This window comes from Kribbella sp. NPDC004536, assembly GCF_042873835.1.
Classification (GTDB): domain Bacteria; phylum Actinomycetota; class Actinomycetes; order Propionibacteriales; family Kribbellaceae; genus Kribbella.
Map to the genome: position 1 here is coordinate 900,119 of NZ_JBIALY010000003.1, position 16,274 is coordinate 916,392.

Below are 16,274 nucleotides of genomic sequence, written 5' to 3' on the forward strand. Positions count from 1 at the left end.
GCCCGGCGCTGCCACGATGGTGGCGTGGGAGGGCGACGGCCGGCGGTGGCCGGAATGTTCGGGACGGCGGTGGTCGCGGAGCTTGCCGCGATCACCCTGTCGTGGCGGCTCGAGCCGGCCTACGACACGTTGCTGTACGTCCTGTTCAACCTGGCCGCGGTCGGTGCCGGCGCGGTGATCGCGTGGCGGCGACCGGAGAACACGATCGGCTGGTTGTTCCTCGGGTTCGGGCTGCTGAACACGCTCGCGTCCGACCTCGCGCACGGATGGGGTCTCCGCGCGGCCGCGGAGGGGTGGCCGGGCGGCCCCGTCGGTGAGGCGATCTCGGCGGTGAGCTGGCTGCCGAGCGGGTACGGCTGGGTGCTGACGTTCCTGCTCTTCCCGACCGGCAGGCTCCCGGGACGCCGCTGGCGCGCGGTGCCGTGGATCGGTGCCGCCGGCCTGCTGATCAGCATGACCGCGTGGACGCTCAGCCCGGACCGCGGCCGCGACTTCGTCTCAGGCCGCAACCCGATCGCGGTCGAGGGCCTGCCGACCGGGTTGCTGCTCGCGGTCGGCATGCCGTTGTTCCTCGGCGCGCTGCTCGCCGCGGTGGTGTCGCTCGCCGTCCGCTTCCGTCGTTCCGCGGGCCTGGAACGCCAGCAGCTGAAGTGGTTCGTCCTCGCCGCGGCGGTCGCGGGCGTCGCGCTGCCGACGAGCTTCGCGCTCTGGTACGTGAGCCCGGCCGCGAGCGTGCTCGCGGCGGTCGCGCTCACCGGTCTGCCGCTGGCCGCGAGTGCGGCGATCCTGCGGTACCGCCTGTACGACATCGACTTCTTCATCAGCCGGACCGTCGCGTATGCGGGTCTGACCGTCCTGCTCGTCGCCTCGTACGCCGTCGTAACCGTTGCCCTGGGCACCTTCCTCGGAAGCGGCTCGGCCTGGACGGTGGCCGTCGCGACCCTCGTCTGTGCCGTGCTGTTCCGGCCACTGCGGACCCGGATCCAGGACGTGGTCGATCGCCGGTTCAACCGATCGCGGTACGACGCGCTGCACCGGATGACCACGTTCCTCGACGACGTCCGCGCCGGGCGGCGCCCGCCGGAGGACGTACAACCGGTGCTCGGCAAGATCCTCGGCGACCCCGGGCTGGAGCTGCTCGTGTTCCTCCCGGAGAGCCGCCGGTACGTCGACCTGCGCGGGACGGCTCGCGACGACGCCGACGGGCGCCAACGGATCGCGATCGAACGCGGCGACCAGCCGGTCGGCGTGGTCCTGTACGACGGGGCCGGTCCGCTCGGTCCGGAGCTCGTCCGCCGGGTCGTCGAACTCGGCGGCCTCGCGGTCGAGATCGCCCGCCTGCGCGCCGAGCTGAACGTCCAACTGGTCGAGGTGACGGCCTCCCGGGCCCGCATCGTCGCCGCCACCCACGCCGAACGCCGCCGGATAGAACGCGACCTGCACGACGGAGCCCAGCAACGCCTCGTGTCCATCGGCCTTGCCCTCCGACACGCTCAACACCAACTGGGGCTGGGGAAGCCGACTGCACCGCCGGAGCTCGGTGGGAGCGGCGAGCCGGACGTCGCGGCGGTGCGGGCGACGTTGGACGGTGCGGTTGCGGAGGCAACGGTGGCGATCGGGGAGTTGCGGGAGCTGGCTCGCGGTCTCCCGCCGAGTCAGCTGGACGCCGGGCTGGGACCGGCCTGCGAGGAGTTGGCCCGGCGGGCTCCGGTTCCGGTGTCGGTGCGGATGCCGGAGCGGCGGTTCGACAGTGGGGTGGAGGCAGCGGCCTACTTCATCTGCTGCGAAGGCCTCACCAATGCGGTCAAGCACGCCGACGCGACCCGGGTCGAGCTGATCGCCGACCACGACCGCGAGCAGCTCGTCGTCCGGGTCGTCGACGACGGCATCGGCGGCGCCGCACCGCGCGGCGGTACCGGACTCACCGGGCTGGCCGATCGGGTCGCCGCGCTCGGCGGTACGTTCCAGGTCGACAGCCGGCCCGGTGCCGGTACGACCCTCGTCGCGGAGCTGCCATGCGGATCGTGATCGCCGAGGACCAGGTGCTGCTCCGCGAAGGCCTGCGGATGCTGTTCGTCGACGGCGGGCACGAGGTGGTCGCGGCCCTCGGCGACGCGGACGGCCTGCTCGACGCGGTCACGACGTACGGACCTGATCTCGTCGTCGCGGACATCCGGATGCCGCCGACCCACACCGACGAGGGCGCGCGGGCGGCGCAGGCGATCAAGCGCGCGCACCCGGAGCTCGGTGTCCTCCTGCTGTCGCAGCACATCGAGACGCAGTACGTCGTGGAGCTCGTGTCGCTCGGCGGATTCGGCTACCTGCTCAAGGATCGCGTGCTCGATGTCGCGGAGTTCCTGGCCGCCGCCGAGCGGGTCGCCCGCGGCGGGTCGGCCCTCGACCCGCAGGTGGTCGCCGGGCTGATGGCGCGTCGCGACCCGCTGGAGACGCTCACCGACCGCGAACGCGGCGTCCTCGAGCTGATGGCCGAAGGCCTCACCAACAACGGCATCGCCAAGCGCCTCTACCTGAGCGAACGCACGGTCGAAGCGCACGTCCGCCACCTGTTCACCAAGCTCGACCTCCCCGAAAGCGAGGACGGCCACCGCCGCGTGCTCGCCGTACTGGCTCATCTCAGCGCGGCGACGCCTCGAAACCCAGCTCGTTGAGGATGTCGCCGACCGGCTGGCCCGGCGCGGCCGCGGCGACCAGGCCGCTGATGCAGCCGGTCATCACCATCCGGAAGTAGGCCTCGCTGCTGATCTGCGGGAGCTCGGCCTGCGCGGCGGCGAGCACCTCGTCCGCGGCGAGCAGCGCGTACACCTTCTCGAGTTCGCGGCGGTGCGATCCCTCGAAGTACGGGCGGTGCCGCTCCTCGGCGGCGCACAGGTTGATCGCGAGCGAGGCGACCGTACCGGACAGCATCACCGCGGCGCCCGGACCGTACCCGCGCCGCCCGAGCGCCTCGACCGCCTCCCGCTGCAGCCGCACCCCGGCTTCGCCGCGCGGAAACAGCCCCTGCATGTACGCCGCCAGCCCGGGGTGCGCGCTGACGAAGTCGTGGATCTGCTCGGCGAACGACAGCAGGTGCGCCTGCACCCCGTCCGCCGGATCGTCGACGATCCGCAGCTCCCGCAGTACGGCCTCACCGACCAGCTCCTCGAGGCCGAGCTTGCCGTCGACGTGCCGGTACAGCGCCGTCGGGCTGACTCCGAGCGCGGTCGCGACGCCGTTCACGGTCAGGTTCGGCAGACCGAGCCGCAGGCCCTCGCGTTCGATGTCCGCGACGGTGATCTGTGCCTGGCGACCGCCGGTCTTCCGGCGGGGCGGATTCGCTGTCACAACCCTCCTCTTTCGGGGCCTGACCCCAAAGTTATGCTACTAACTTAGATCGACGCCATCACTGATGGTGATCGTTTCTGTCCCTTACTCCTCAGGAGATCATGGTGAGCGCACCTCGCCCCACCCGGCGCACGATGCTCAAGGCCGTCGGCGGGCTGACCGTCGCCGCCGGCCTCGGCGCCGGCACCATTCTGGCCACCTCCCTCGCCGCGAGCGCCGCCGGCGACGGATTCGGCCTGCACATCACCGATCGCAACGAGAGCGATCCGCGGATGTGGTACTACCGCTTCCAGACCGCCGAGATCAGCTGGGCGCCGGGCGTGAACGTCCTGCTGCCGAGTGACTATCACACCAGCGGGCGCACGTACCCGGTGCTGTACCTGCTGCACGGCGGCAACGGCGACTTCATGGAGTTCGACCACCACCACATCCGCGAGCTGACCGCGGACAAGCCGTTGATCGTGGTGATGCCGGACGGCGGCAAGGCCGGCTGGTACTCGAACCCGGTCAGCAGCAACGCCGGCCCGCACAACTGGGAGAGCTTCCACCTGAACCAGCTGGTCCCGTGGGTGGACGCGAACTTCCGTACGTACGCCGAGTTCGCCGGCCGCGCCGTGGCCGGGTTCTCGATGGGCGGTTTCGGCGCGCTCAAGTACACGGCGAAGTACTACGGCCACTTCAGCTCGATCAGCGCGCACTCCGGCCCGCCGAGCATGCGCCGCGACGCCGGGCTGGTCGTGCACTGGGCGAACGTCTCGTCCGCGGCCGTCGAGCTGGCCGGCGGCACCGTCTACGGCGCCCCGGCGTGGGACGAGCGGCGCGTCTCGGCCGACAACCCGATGGAGAACCTCGAGCGCTACCGCGGCAAGCGCATCTTCCTGGTCGCCGGCACCAGCCCGAGCCCCGACCCGTTCGACTACGCCAACGAGACCCAGGTCCTGGCCGGCCAGCGCGAGTTCAAGGCCGCCCTGGACAAGGCCGGCATCACCTTCACCGCCTACGAGGACCCAGGCGGCCACATGATCCGCGAAGACCGCCTCTCCGAAGACCTCGAAGGCATCGTCGCCCACCTGAAGAAGGCCTGACCCTTCCCCCAGCCGGCGGCCCACCGCACCTCCCGCGGTGCGCCGCCGGCAGGTTGTTTCACCGCTGGCGGGTTGCAGCACGCCAGCGGTCACACAACCCGCCAGCGGCCCGGCGCCTCAGTCCTCGGCGAGGCGGCGGAGCAGGTCGGCGAGGGTGTGCTGTTCGGCGGCGGTGAGGCGGGCCAGTTGGGTGACCATCACGTCGCGGCGTTTCTCGCGGAGGGTGGTGAGCAGCTGGCGGCCGTGGGGAGTGAGGTCTACGAGGGTGGCGCGGCGGTCGTGCGGGTCGGGCTGGCGGGCTACCAGGCCGGCTGCTTCCAGGTCGTCGACGACCGAGGTGGCCGAGCGGGGGACGATGCCGAGGCGGGCGGCGAGGTCGCTCAGGCGGATCGGCTGGGCGGCGTTGTCGAGGGTCCTGAGGACCCGGAACTGGCCGTGCGTGACGGTGTCCCCGAAGCCTTCGCGGGACGCGCGGCGCTGGCGGCGGACGATGCCGTCCAGGAGCGCCGCGATCTGCTCGGCGGCGTCGGTCGAGTCGTCACGCGCGTGCATGTGCAGAGCCTAGTGGAATAGCCGGGGATCTTGTGAGGTTTCCTCATAGTGAGTTAACCTCAGTATATCTGGTCCCTGACGAAAGGAACTGCATGTCGCAGATTTCCGGAATCCCGGGCGGGGGAGGCGGTGGCGGCCGGGCGATGCGCTCGCTGCTCAAGGACTCCTCGGTCCGGCATCACAAGCTGTCGGCGGGTACGCTCCGCCGGATCCTCGGGTTCGCCCGTCCGTACCGCGGCTACCTGGCCGCGTTCCTCGTACTGGTCGCGTTCGACGCGGCGACCGGTGCCGTCACCCCGCTGCTGTTCAAGGCGATCATCGACAAGGGCATCGTGCCCGGCCACGCGAACGTGGTCGTCTGGCTGGCCCTCGTGGTCGCGGCCCTCGCGCTCGCGAACAGCGCGATCACCCTGGCCGAGCGGTGGTTCTCCGCACGAATCGGTGAAGGTCTTGTGTACGACCTGCGCACCGCGGTGTTCGACCACGTCCAGCAACTGCCCGTCGCGTTCTTCAGCCGTACGCAGACCGGTGCACTCATCCAGCGGCTGAACGGCGACGTACTCGGCGCGCAGCAGGCGTTCACGTCGACGCTGTCGAACGTGGTCAGCAACCTGCTCAGCGTCGCCCTCGTACTCGGCGCGATGTTCGTGATGTCGTGGCAGATCACGCTGCTCGCGCTCGTCGTCCTGCCGTTGTTCGTGATCCCCGCCCGGCTGCTGGCCGGGAAGTTGCGGGAGGCAACGGCCGAGACCTACAAGCTGAACGCCACGATGGCGCAGACCATGACCGAGCGGTTCAACGTCGCCGGCGCGGTGCTCGCCAAGGTCTTCGGCCGGACCCAGGACTCGTCGCGCGACTTCGCGGGCAAGGCGGCCCGGGTCCGCGACATCGGCGTCACCACGGCGATGTACGCGAGTGTCTTCCGGGTCTCGCTGACGCTGGTCGCGGCGCTCGCGGTCGCGCTGGTGTACGGCGTCGGCGGCGTGCTCGCGGTCGCCGGCACGCTCGGGATCGGTACGGTCGTCGCGCTGACGGCGTACCTGAACCGGCTGTACGGACCGCTGACCGCGCTGTCCAACATCCAGGTCGACATCATGACCACGCTGGTCAGCTTCGAGCGAGTGCTCGAGGTGCTGGACCTGGAACCGATGGTTGCTGACCGCAACGACGCCGAGGTGCTCCCGGCAACGGTCGAGCCGTCGATCGAGTTCGACCACGTGTCGTTCCACTACCCGTCCGCCGAGGAGGTGTCGCTCGCCTCGCTCGAGTCCGTCGCGACGCTGTCGGCCGAGACCGGCGAGGAAGTCCTCAAGGACGTGACGTTCACGGTCGAGCCCGGGCAGCTGGTCGCCGTCGTCGGCCCGTCCGGAGCCGGCAAGTCCACGCTCTCGTCGCTGGTCTCCCGGATGTACGACGCAACCGGTGGAGCCGTCCTGGTCGGCGGTCACGACGTACGCGCGGTCACGCAGAGTTCGTTGCGCTCGGCAATCGGTGTGGTGACGCAGGACTCGCACATGTACCACGACACGATCCGGCAGAACCTGCTGCTCGCGCGGCCGGACGCGACCGACGCGGAACTGCGCCAGGCCCTCGAGGCCGCGCAGATCGCGCCGCTCGTCGACAGCCTGCCGGACGGGCTGGACACGGTGGTCGGCGATCGCGGGTACCGGTTGTCCGGTGGGGAACGTCAGCGGCTGGCGATCGCACGGCTGCTGCTCAAGTCACCGTCGATCGTGATCCTCGACGAAGCGACCGCCCACCTCGATTCCGAGTCCGAGGCCGCTGTCCAGACCGCGCTGGCGAACGCGCTGGTCGGCCGGACCTCGCTGGTCATCGCGCACAGGTTGTCGACGATCCGGCACGCCGACGTGATCCTGGTCCTCGACGAGGGCCGCATCCAGGAGCGAGGCACCCACGAGGAACTGCTGACCCGCGGCGGCCTGTACGCCGACCTCTACGCAACCCAGTTCGCAACGGCCGCGTGAGCTCCCTGACGTGTTACGTCACGTCGCGGAGGTGCAGCACGGAGCCGTTGTCCAGTTCGCGGTCGAGGAGCGACCAGATCGCACGCGCCGCCGGTTCTGGTTTGTCCAACCGGCCGCGGGCCTCGAGGTCGCGGAAGCGGCCGGCCACCGGTACCTGCTCGGGATCCGCGGCCCGGAGCTCGGCCTGCATGTCGGTGTCGAGCGGGCCCGGTGACACCGAGACCACCCGGCAGCCGGGTCGGCGGTGCCGCTGCTCCAGGCCGACCGTCCGTACCCATTGGTCGATCGCCGCCTTGCCCGCGCAGTAACTCGCTTCGCCCTCGTGCGGGCGGCTCGCGGCGCCCGACGAGATCATGATCAGATGCTGCTCGCAGGACCGTCCCGAGACCGCGCTGAGAAACGCGTGCCCGAGAATCTGGGCGGCAGCCGAGTTCAGCAACACGTTTCTGGTGTACTGCGCGGTGTCGACCCGGTCCACCGGCCCGAGCGGCGTCAACGTACCGGCGTTGTGGATGAACACCACCAGCTCCGGGTCCTCGGCCTCGATGCGTTGCCGGAAGTCCTCCTCGACGACCGGCCAGGAGCCCGGATCGGCGAGATCCACCGACACGTGCTGCGCTCCCGGCGTGCCGCCGCGCCGGGAGAGGTCGACAAGTTTCGCACCCCGGAACGGGGCCGTCGCCGCAAGCGCGGCGCCAAGCCCTGCGGAAGCGCCGGAGATCCAGATCAGAATCCGCCGCAGCGGACTCGTCGCATTTCCCCGAAACGCGGGTGAAAATCCAGCATCATGCAGTTCCCCCCTGCAACCCCACCGTCGCCTTTCAGCCCGAGCCTACGCTGTGAATCTGCTGAGACGAACCCCTTTCCGTGACTTATTCGTAATGCGATCGCGGCGTCGCTGTGCGCTCGTTAACCTCTGGTGGTGAACCCCCAGGACTGGCAATGGGACAAGACGCTCTATGCAGGCAGCGCGCGACACTACGCAGTCGGGCGAATGGCATATCCGAACGCATTAGGGGAAGCGCTGCGGGACGAACTGCAGCTGAATGCAACCGGACGATTGCTGGACGTGGGGTGTGGACCCGGGCCGGTGACGTTGTTGCTCGCGCCGTACTTCGCCGAAGTGGTCGGGGTGGACGCGGATGCGGACATGCTCGACGTCGCGGCCGGGCGGGCGGCAGAGCTGGGCGTACACAACGCGAAGTGGAAGCAGTTGCGCGCGGAGGAGCTGCCGGGGCAGCTCGGGACGTTCGAGGTGGTGACGTTCGCGCAGTCGTTCCACTGGATGAACCAGCCGTTGGTGGCCGGGTTGGTACGCAGCATGCTCGCCGACGGAGGAGCGTGGGTACATGTTGGTGCGACCACCCATCGGGGCATCGACGGCCGTACGGAGCTGCCGCATCCGCGGCCGCCGTGGGACGCGATCGACGGGCTGGTGACGCGGTACCTCGGTCCGGTCCGGCGGGCCGGACAGAGCGCGCTGCCGACCGGTACGCCCGGTGGTGAGGAAGACGTGATGCGCGCCGCCGGGTACGCCGGGCCGACCCGGATCGTGGTCGGAGGCAACGAAGTCGAGGACCGTACGGTCGACGACGTGGTCGCGGCGGTGTTCTCGCTGTCGAGCTCGGCGCCGCACCTGTTCGGCGCGGAGCTGCCGGCCTTCGAGACCGACCTTCGTGAACTGCTGACGAAGGCGTCGGGCGACGGTGTGTTCGCCGAGCAGCGCCGCGAGATCGAAGCAGTGATCTGGCGCTGAGAATCCACTCAGGAAACTGAGGAAACACACAGCGGCCGCGGCAGATGCCGCGGCCGCTGGGGTGTTGCTGCGTCAGCCGGGATTCAGGACTGGTTGTCCTGGTTGTCGCCGTCCGAGCCGAGCTGCTCGCGGGCGAAGTTCTCGCCCTGCTCGATCTGGTCCCCGAACTTGTTGCCGGTCTTCTCGTTCAGGAACTCACCGGCCTTCTCGAGGCCCTCGTTGACCTGGTCCGGGTGCTCCTTCGCGAGCTCCTCGGCCTTGTCCTTCATTTCGTCGAACAGACCCATCGTCTATCCCCGTTCCTTCGATGGTTGCCTTCCACTACCAAGCCCGTCTTACCCGATCGGACGGAATCCACACAAGGACTCGCCGACGGTTCGGGCAGGGTTCATCCGGTAAACGGATTCCGGTCTGCCTGCAGCGCCGGGAGTACGCTCGCCGCGAACACGCCGTACAGGTGCCGCTGGAACATCGGCCCGAAGCTGACCCGGGCCACGCCCCGGCCCGCGTAGTCGGCGATCGTGTGCGCGCCCTGCCCGTACGCGACGTTCACCGGACCGTCGAGCTGCGTCGTCAACGTGGCGATCACGTCCAGGTCGCCGACCCCGATCGGGTACACACAGTCAGCGCCCGCGGCCAGGTACTTCGTACCGCGATCGAGTGCGCTCCGTAACTGTTCCTCCGGCGTACCGGCCTTGCGGAGGAACGTGTCGATGCGGGCGTTGATCACCAGCGCGTCACCGGCCGCGGCCCGTACCGCGGCGAGGAAGTCGGCCTGTTCGCCGGCGTCGACCATCGCGCCGGTGGCCGGGTCGGAGTCCTCGAGGTTGAGGCCGACGGCGCCGGTGGCGAGGAACCGTTCGGCGAGTTCGGCCGGCGCCAGCCGGTACCCGCGTTCGAAGTCGACCGTCACCGGGACCGACACCGACCGTGCGATCCGGGCGGCGCCGGCGAGGACGTCGTCGACCGGCGCTTGCTCGCCGTCGTCGTAGCCGAGCACCGCGGCGGTCGCGTTGCTGCTGGTCGCGACCGCGGCGAAACCGGCCGCCTCGATCAGCTTCGCCGACGCCGCGTCCCATGCGTTCGGGACCACCAGCGGCGTACCGGGAACCTGCAGTTCCCGCAGAGTAGTTGCCAAAGACATCAAGATCTCCCATGGATCAGGGGCAGCCCGAAGGCTGGGAACAAAGCAGGTTGGTGGAACGCGAGCACGGCCTCGATCGCGCCCTTCGAGAGCTTCAGTACCTTGACCGAGTGCGCGTGGAACTGGCTGTCGGCACCGCGGATGTACATCGCGAAAGCAGGCTGCCCGTTCGCCGACGTCTCGACCAGCACGCGCCGCGCCGGGCCCGGCCGGAGCTTCGAGTCGAGCAGCCGCAGTACGTCGGACCGGCCGCGGAACCAGGTCGGGATCGGCGGCATCTCCCAGCGCGCGTCCGCACTGAACAGCCCTTCGAGTACGACCAGGTCCTTGTTCTCCATCGCGGCCTGGAACTGGTCGAGCAGCGCGCGCCGAAGCGGTTCGTCCGGCTCGCTCAATTCTTCCTCGCGCGGCTTCAGCCGGGCGAGCTCGGCGCGGGCGCGCTGCAGCGAGCTGTTCACCGCCGCGGTCGTTGTGTCGAGCAACGATGCGACGTCGGCGGCCGGCCAGGTGAGCACCTCGCGGAGGATCAGTACCGCGCGTTGCCGCGGCGGCAGATGCTGCATCGCGGCGACCATCGCCAGCCGCAAACTCGCCTGGTCGCCGACCACGGTCGCCGGGTCGGCCCCGAGCAGCTGGTCCGGGAACGGCTCCAGCCACGGCACCTCGAGAGCCTGCGCGTGCAGGTCCTCCGGATCGTTGCCCGGGGCACCCAGCGCCGACGGGACCACCCGCCGGCTGCTGTGCTGCAGGAGGTTGAGGCACACGTTGGTGGCGATCCGGTACAACCAGGTCCGGACCGTCGAACGGTGCTCGAAGTCCGCGTGGCCACGCCAGGCGCGCAAGTACGTCTCCTGGACGGCGTCCTCCGCGTCGTGCAACGACCCGAGCATCCGGTAGCAGTGCGCGACCAGCTCACCCCGGTACTCCGCGAACTCCTCCTCGAGATTCATCGGACCCCTTCCACCACCTTCACCGGTACGGTCTCGCTGGTACGGCGGCGGGCGGCGATCACTGCGCCTGACAACGCCCCGAGCAACGACAGTACGCCGCAACCCGCGAGCGCCCGGGTGAATCCGTCGCCGGTGTAACCGCCGGCCGCGGTGAACACGGAGCCCAGGACGGCGACTCCGGCCGCGCCGCCGAGTTGGCGGTTCATGCTGTAGATCCCGGATGCGATGCCGACGCCGTCGCGGGGCAGCGCCGCCATCGCCGCACTCTGCGCCGCGGGCATTGCGAGCGAGATCCCGACCCCGCAGACAACCAGCGGCGGGATCAGCTCCCAGTAGTGGTCCGCGCCGCGGCTGACCCAGAACATGCCCGCGGCCTGGAGCGTCAGACCGATCACGACCAGTGAGCGTTCGCCGACCCGGTCGACGAGGCGGCCCGCGATCGGTCCGACGACGAACAGCGTCCCTGTCCACGGCAGGAGTTGCAGCCCGGCCTTGAACGGCGCCGAGCCCAGTACGGCCTGCATGTACTGCGACAGGAAGAACACCGCGCTGATCAACGCCGCGGTGAGGAAGAAGCCGGCCGCGTTCGCCGCCGTGAACGTCCGGTTGCGGAAGAAGGCGAGCGGCACCATCGCGTGATCGGTCCGCCGTTCCCACAGCCCGAACGCTGCCAGCATCACGACCCCGATCGCGAACGCGGTCAGTACCTCGGTACTCGACCAGCCGGCCGACTCACCGCGGACCGTGCCCCAGACCAGCCCGAGCGCGGCGAGGCTGATCAGCACGGCGCCCGTCAGGTCGAGGCGCCGGGCGGGGCCGGTGCTCTCCGGGATCCTCGTCAGTACGAGCCCGATCGCGATCGCGCCGATCGGCACGTTGATCCAGAAGATCCACTGCCAGGACAACCCTTCGGTGACCGCGCCGCCGATCATCGGACCGCCGAGGACGGCGATCCCGGTCACGCCGCTGAACACGCCGATCGCCCGCCCGCGCACCTCCGGCGGGAACGCCGCCCCGAGCAGACTCATCGCCAGCGGCATCACGAAGGCCGCGCCGACCCCTTGAACGGCGCGGGCCACGATCAGGAACGGCAGATTGGTGGCCAGCGCGCAGGCGATCGACGCGGCCGTGAACAGGGCGAGACCGGCCGCGTAGGTACGCCGCCGGCCCAGACGGTCACCGATCGCGGCGGCCGTCATCAGGAGCATCGCAAAACTCAGTCCGTACGCGTTGACCGTCCACTCCAGCTCTTCAGCCGAAGCACCAAGATCCGCCCGGATCGTCGTCAGCGCCGCGGCCACCACCAGCGTGTCCAGCGCCACCATCACCGACCCGAGCGAGGCCAGCCCGAGAACCCATCGTTGTTGACTCTTCACACCACTACAGACCGGCGCGAGTACCCGAACTCATCGGTGCGATGAGAACGAGTTTCAGCGCCGGCGGCGCATGCGGCGCTGGGCGGCCATGGCGGCACCTCCGCTGAGGATGACGAGGAGGGTGGCCAGGGACCAGCGGCGCAGTACCTGGACGTTGCGGTCGTGGGGCTTGGGGGCGGCTGCGGCCTGGGGGGCTACGGCGAAGTCGGTCACCGGTGCGGGGCGGCTTGGGGTGCGGGTCGGCGGCTTCGAGGGTGGTGGCAGGTCGGGCTGGGTGGGGGTGCTGGTCGGCCTCGGGGTCGGGGTCGGCGTCTGGGTGGGTCGTGGGTGCGGTGTCGAGGGTGGCTTCGGGGGAGCGGGCGTCGGGTGCCGCGTCGGGGTCGGTCGGGGCGTCGGAGTCGGACGGGACGTGGAGGTCGGCGTGGGCGTTCCAGGCGGCGGAGGCGGAGTAGGAGGAGGCGGTGGTGGTGGGGTGGGTGGTGGTGGGGTGGGTGGTGGCTTGGGTGGCGGTGAGGTCGGTGGGGGCGGTGGCGTCGCGGGTGCGAGGCAGCCGGCGGCGTCGGTGTCGGCGAGGGACGGGCCTGAGGCCAGTTTCGTGGACGAGCCGTCGAGCCCGATCCGGTAGAGCTCACTCGCCCGGCCGTGACCAGTGTGTTCGGCGTACACGGTCGATCCGCTCACCACCACGGAGGAGTAGCCGTCCTGCCACGGGATCCCCGCCACCGGCGTGACGACCCGCACCGCGCCGGTCGCCGGTGAAAGCGTCACCAGTTGCGCCACCCGGCCCCAGGTCGCGACGCCGTACAGTACGCCCGACGAAGGATCCGCCCCGAAGTCGTCCACCTCGTACCCGACGACAGGGAGCTGTACGGCCCGCACGACGCGCCCGTACGTCGGGCTCCCCGGGCCGATGTCGATCGTGTAGAGGCGCAGGTGATCGCGGACGTAGAACTGTGACCCGACGACCGCACCCGCCTCCGCGTCCGCGAGGCCGCCGACACCGTGCCGGACCTCGCCGAGATCCGTGACCGTGGCGCCGCGCGTGATCGTCACCAGGCGCGGCCGGCGCAGCAGGCCACCGCTGACGATCGCGTAGACCAGGTCCTGGGCCCGCGAGTACCCGGCCGCGAGCACCCGGTGGTCCAGGCGGCCGAGGTCCGACACGGCACCGGACGGGAGGTCGACCCGCACCATCCGGGTCAGTGAGTGGTACCCACTCGCCCGGAAGTCGAAGTACGAGCAGGCGGTGGTGGCAACCGACGGTGTCGCAGGCAGGATGCAGGACACGACGGCGGCCGTACTCGCCGCGACCCCGGCGGCGCGTCGGACGTCAGCCACCGTCGCTCAACCGGGTGAGAGCGGACAGAAAGGCCTCCGGCCCGACGTCGGCTCCGCCGCTGAACGGGTTCTGCAACTGGTAGATCGCGAACAGCAACAGCCCGATCGCGCCCGCGAGCATCGAGACGATGAACGCGTACGAGTACAGGCCGGGGCCGCCGAACATGAACATCAGCGCCACCGACATCGCGCTGCCGATCAGGATCGCGAACCAGACCACCTCGCTGACACCGCTGCCGCTCGAGTTCAGCCGGTTCTGCCGTGCCTGGTAGACGTTCCAGAGCTGGTTCGCCGCCTCCACCCGGCGGTCCTCCTGCCGCTCGCTGGTCGTCTTCGCCTGCTCGACGGTCTTCTGCAAGGACGTGAGCAGCGTCCAGCCCTGGTCGCCGACGGTCCGGCCGGCCCGCATCGCCGGCCATTCCCGCCCGGCCACCTCGTTTGCGTACGCGCGGGTCAACTGCCGCACCCTGGTCCGGTCCGCCGGGGCCAGCGAGTCCGCGGCCCACTGCACCGCGACCAACGCGTTCGCCTCGTCGTACGTGGTCTTCGCCGCGGTGTCCATGCCGTCGAACAGCGAGATCAGCACGAACGCCGCGATCACCACGTTGACGCCTCCGACCACCGTGAACACCTGGCCGGCGACCTCGTTGTTCGCCTCCCGGCCGACCCGTTGCCGCCACTTCCGCAGCAGCACCGCGAGTACGGCGGTGACGATCATGATGCAGCCGACCCAGAGCACCCCACTGACGACCAGGTTCATCCGCCCCTCACCTCGGACGGCAACGTGAACCGGACGGTCTCCCGGGTCACCTCGTGCTCGATCACGTCGACCGGACCGAACTCCCTGATCCGGTCGATCACCTCGTCGACCAGGACCGGCGGCGCCGACGCGCCGGCCGTCAGCCCGATCACCTTCACCCCGTCCAGCCAGTCGGGCGGTACGTCGGCAGCGCTGTCGACCAGGTATGCCGTCGTACCCGCCCGCGTCGCGAGCTCGACCAGCCGGCGTGAGTTCGACGAGTTGGCCGAGCCGACCACGATCACCAACTCGGCCCGGCCGGCGATCGCGGACAGTGCCGCCTGCCGATTCGTCGTGGCGTAACAGATGTCGGCCGTATCCGGCCCATGCGCTGCTGGGAACTTCTCGCGCAGCGCATCGATCATCGCGGTCGTCTCGTCGACGGCCAACGTGGTCTGGGTCAGATAGGCGACTTTCGTAGGATCGTCGACCTGCAACTCGTCCACATCCCGCAGGTCTTCCACCAGCACGGTCTGCGCGGGCGCCTCGCCGAGGGTGCCCTCGACTTCCTCGTGGCCGGCATGCCCGATCAGTACGACGGTGTGCCCGCGGGCCGCGAACCGGCGGGCCTCCTGGTGCACCTTGCCGACCAGCGGACAGGTGGCGTCGACCACGTCCAGGCCACGCCGCGCCGCATCTGCCCGAACCGCGGGCGCCACCCCGTGCGCGGAGAAGACGACGGTCGCACCGGCCGGTACCTCGTCGAGCTCGTCGACGAAGACCGCGCCACGCGCCCGGAGTTCGTCGACGACATGAGTATTGTGAACGATCTGCTTGCGGACGAAGACCGGCCCGGGACGGGCGGCGAGCAGCCGTTCGACGATGTCGACGGCCCGTTCGACTCCGGCGCAGAACGAGCGCGGTGCCGCGAGCAGGATGGTGCGCTTCTTCATTGGTCCCCCCAACTAGTGATCGCGACGTGTGGCCAGCCGGGCCAGTCCTTCCAGCTCGGCGGCCGCGGGTGCGAGTGCTCCGGCCGCGGTCAGTTCCCCCAAGGCGGCAGTGAGCAAGGCGTCGGCCTGCGCCTGACTGGCTGTCCGGCCGCCCGCGGCCTCGACCAGTGCGGCGGTGTCGACCAGGTCGGCGTCGGACAGTTCGTCCTCGCGCCCGTACAACGCCGCCAGCTGTCGTCCGGCCGGTGTACCCGACGACAGGGCCGCGACGACGGGCAGCGACTTCTTCCGGCGGCGCAGGTCGGAGTACACCGGTTTGCCCGTGACCGAGGGCTGGCCCCAGATGCCGAGCAGGTCGTCGGTGTACTGGTATGCGAGGCCGAGATCCTCGCCGTACAAACGCAGGTGATCCACCTGCTGCGGCCGGCCGCCACCGAGGAGCGCGCCGAGAGCTGTGCAGCACCCGAGCAACGCGCCCGTCTTCAGTTGCGCCATCCGTACGCATTCTGCCGGTACGACGTCGTCGCGGGTCTCGAACTCCGCATCCGCCAACTGCCCGTCGACGAGTTCCTGAACCGCCGCACCGAGCATCCGCGCCGCCGCGCCCCGGCTCGGGTGCTCGCTGCCGACGAGTACGTCGAACGCGAGCCCGAGCAATGCGTCGCCGGCCAGGATCGCCGGACCGAGACCGAACACGGTCCATGCGGTCGCACGGTGCCGGCGCGCGGTGTCGCAGTCCATCACGTCGTCGTGCAGCAAGGAGAAGTTGTGCACGAGTTCCACCGCGACCGCGGCCGGCAGTGCGGCGGTCGTCGTACCGCCGACGGCTTGTGAGCTCAGCAGGACCAGCGCCGGGCGGATCGCCTTGCCGCCGTCACCGTGCGCCGGGCGGCCGTCCTCGTCGGCCCAGCCGAAGTGGTAGTCGACGATCCGCCTGGTTGCCGGCGGCAACGTTGCGACCGCCGCCCGGAGCGCCGGCCAGACCTGGTCCCGGCTCCACATCAGTACCTCGGCCGCCGAGCGGCTTCGCTGCACCACGGTCATCGCCGTACCC

Annotated in this window: 16 protein-coding genes; 5 read left to right on the top strand and 11 right to left on the bottom strand. The window is 70.2% G+C overall.

The window, feature by feature from the left end:
- Positions 1–24: 24 nt before the first annotated feature.
- Together ACFYRU_RS29670 and ACFYRU_RS29675 are read left to right on the top strand one after the other, a co-directional pair.
- The gene (locus ACFYRU_RS29670) at positions 25–2,028 is read left to right on the top strand and encodes a sensor histidine kinase (RefSeq protein ID WP_387664363.1); all 2,004 of its coding nucleotides are present in this window, start codon (positions 25–27) and stop codon (positions 2,026–2,028) included.
- On the top strand, positions 2,016–2,669 hold the full coding sequence (locus ACFYRU_RS29675; protein ID WP_387664365.1) for a LuxR C-terminal-related transcriptional regulator: 654 nt from the start codon (positions 2,016–2,018) through the stop codon (positions 2,667–2,669). Before ACFYRU_RS29670 ends, ACFYRU_RS29675 begins: the two co-directional genes overlap by 13 nt.
- Here the strand turns inward: ACFYRU_RS29675 and ACFYRU_RS29680 are convergent.
- Positions 2,635–3,342, bottom strand: a complete 708-nt coding sequence (locus ACFYRU_RS29680) for a TetR/AcrR family transcriptional regulator (RefSeq protein WP_387664367.1) — start codon at positions 3,340–3,342, stop codon at positions 2,635–2,637. The two genes, ACFYRU_RS29675 and ACFYRU_RS29680, sit on opposite strands and share 35 nt — an antisense overlap.
- A gap of 101 nt (positions 3,343–3,443) precedes the next feature.
- Here ACFYRU_RS29680 and ACFYRU_RS29685 point away from each other — a divergent pair, with 101 nt between their 5' ends.
- Positions 3,444–4,427: an alpha/beta hydrolase gene (locus ACFYRU_RS29685; RefSeq protein ID WP_387664368.1), complete on the top strand. Its 984-nt coding sequence runs from the start codon at positions 3,444–3,446 to the stop codon at positions 4,425–4,427.
- 117 nt (positions 4,428–4,544) lie between these two features.
- Here the strand turns inward: ACFYRU_RS29685 and ACFYRU_RS29690 are convergent, their stop codons facing one another.
- Complete coding sequence (locus tag ACFYRU_RS29690; RefSeq protein WP_387664370.1) at positions 4,545–4,979, bottom strand: MarR family winged helix-turn-helix transcriptional regulator; 435 nt, start codon at positions 4,977–4,979, stop codon at positions 4,545–4,547.
- A gap of 92 nt (positions 4,980–5,071) precedes the next feature.
- On the opposite strand from ACFYRU_RS29690, the gene ACFYRU_RS29695 reads away from it, so the two are divergent.
- On the top strand, positions 5,072–6,964 hold the full coding sequence (locus ACFYRU_RS29695) for an ABC transporter ATP-binding protein (protein ID WP_387664372.1): 1,893 nt from the start codon (positions 5,072–5,074) through the stop codon (positions 6,962–6,964).
- A 13-nt stretch (positions 6,965–6,977) separates the two neighbouring features.
- Here ACFYRU_RS29695 and ACFYRU_RS29700 read toward each other — a convergent pair whose 3' ends face one another.
- A complete protein-coding gene (locus ACFYRU_RS29700; protein WP_387666046.1) occupies positions 6,978–7,757 on the bottom strand; it encodes an SDR family NAD(P)-dependent oxidoreductase in 780 nt (259 codons plus the stop codon).
- Positions 7,758–7,886: 129 nt separating this feature from the next.
- Here ACFYRU_RS29700 and ACFYRU_RS29705 point away from each other — a divergent pair, with 129 nt between their 5' ends.
- Positions 7,887–8,720, top strand: a complete 834-nt coding sequence (locus ACFYRU_RS29705; RefSeq protein WP_387664374.1) for a class I SAM-dependent methyltransferase — start codon at positions 7,887–7,889, stop codon at positions 8,718–8,720.
- An 83-nt stretch (positions 8,721–8,803) separates the two neighbouring features.
- Here ACFYRU_RS29705 and ACFYRU_RS29710 read toward each other — a convergent pair whose 3' ends face one another.
- The 8 genes from ACFYRU_RS29710 to ACFYRU_RS29745 all read right to left on the bottom strand — a co-directional run bounded on the left by ACFYRU_RS29710 (position 8,804) and on the right by ACFYRU_RS29745 (position 16,264).
- Positions 8,804–9,007, bottom strand: a complete 204-nt coding sequence (locus ACFYRU_RS29710; RefSeq protein ID WP_387664376.1) for an antitoxin — start codon at positions 9,005–9,007, stop codon at positions 8,804–8,806.
- Between the two features lie 101 nt (positions 9,008–9,108).
- Positions 9,109–9,864 carry an isocitrate lyase/phosphoenolpyruvate mutase family protein gene (locus ACFYRU_RS29715; RefSeq protein ID WP_387664377.1) on the bottom strand — a complete coding sequence of 252 codons (756 nt, stop codon included), beginning with the start codon at positions 9,862–9,864 and terminating at the stop codon, positions 9,109–9,111.
- Complete coding sequence (locus ACFYRU_RS29720; RefSeq protein ID WP_387664379.1) at positions 9,864–10,814, bottom strand: sigma-70 family RNA polymerase sigma factor; 951 nt, start codon at positions 10,812–10,814, stop codon at positions 9,864–9,866. Before ACFYRU_RS29720 ends, ACFYRU_RS29715 begins: the two co-directional genes overlap by 1 nt.
- The gene (locus tag ACFYRU_RS29725; protein ID WP_387664381.1) at positions 10,811–12,190 is read right to left on the bottom strand and encodes a DHA2 family efflux MFS transporter permease subunit; all 1,380 of its coding nucleotides are present in this window, start codon (positions 12,188–12,190) and stop codon (positions 10,811–10,813) included. The genes ACFYRU_RS29720 and ACFYRU_RS29725 overlap by 4 nt, the downstream gene beginning before the upstream one ends.
- A 54-nt stretch (positions 12,191–12,244) precedes the next feature.
- Positions 12,245–13,528 (bottom strand): DUF6923 family protein, encoded by a 1,284-nt coding sequence (locus tag ACFYRU_RS29730; RefSeq protein WP_387664383.1) that lies wholly within the window; start codon positions 13,526–13,528, stop codon positions 12,245–12,247.
- Positions 13,521–14,288 carry a hypothetical protein gene (locus tag ACFYRU_RS29735; protein WP_387664385.1) on the bottom strand — a complete coding sequence of 256 codons (768 nt, stop codon included), beginning with the start codon at positions 14,286–14,288 and terminating at the stop codon, positions 13,521–13,523. The genes ACFYRU_RS29730 and ACFYRU_RS29735 overlap by 8 nt, the downstream gene beginning before the upstream one ends.
- The gene (gene ispH, locus ACFYRU_RS29740; protein WP_387664387.1) at positions 14,285–15,220 is read right to left on the bottom strand and encodes a 4-hydroxy-3-methylbut-2-enyl diphosphate reductase; all 936 of its coding nucleotides are present in this window, start codon (positions 15,218–15,220) and stop codon (positions 14,285–14,287) included. Before ispH ends, ACFYRU_RS29735 begins: the two co-directional genes overlap by 4 nt.
- A 12-nt stretch (positions 15,221–15,232) precedes the next feature.
- Positions 15,233–16,264, bottom strand: a complete 1,032-nt coding sequence (locus tag ACFYRU_RS29745) for a family 2 encapsulin nanocompartment cargo protein polyprenyl transferase (RefSeq protein WP_387664389.1) — start codon at positions 16,262–16,264, stop codon at positions 15,233–15,235.
- Between the last annotated feature and the right edge of the window lie 10 nt (positions 16,265–16,274).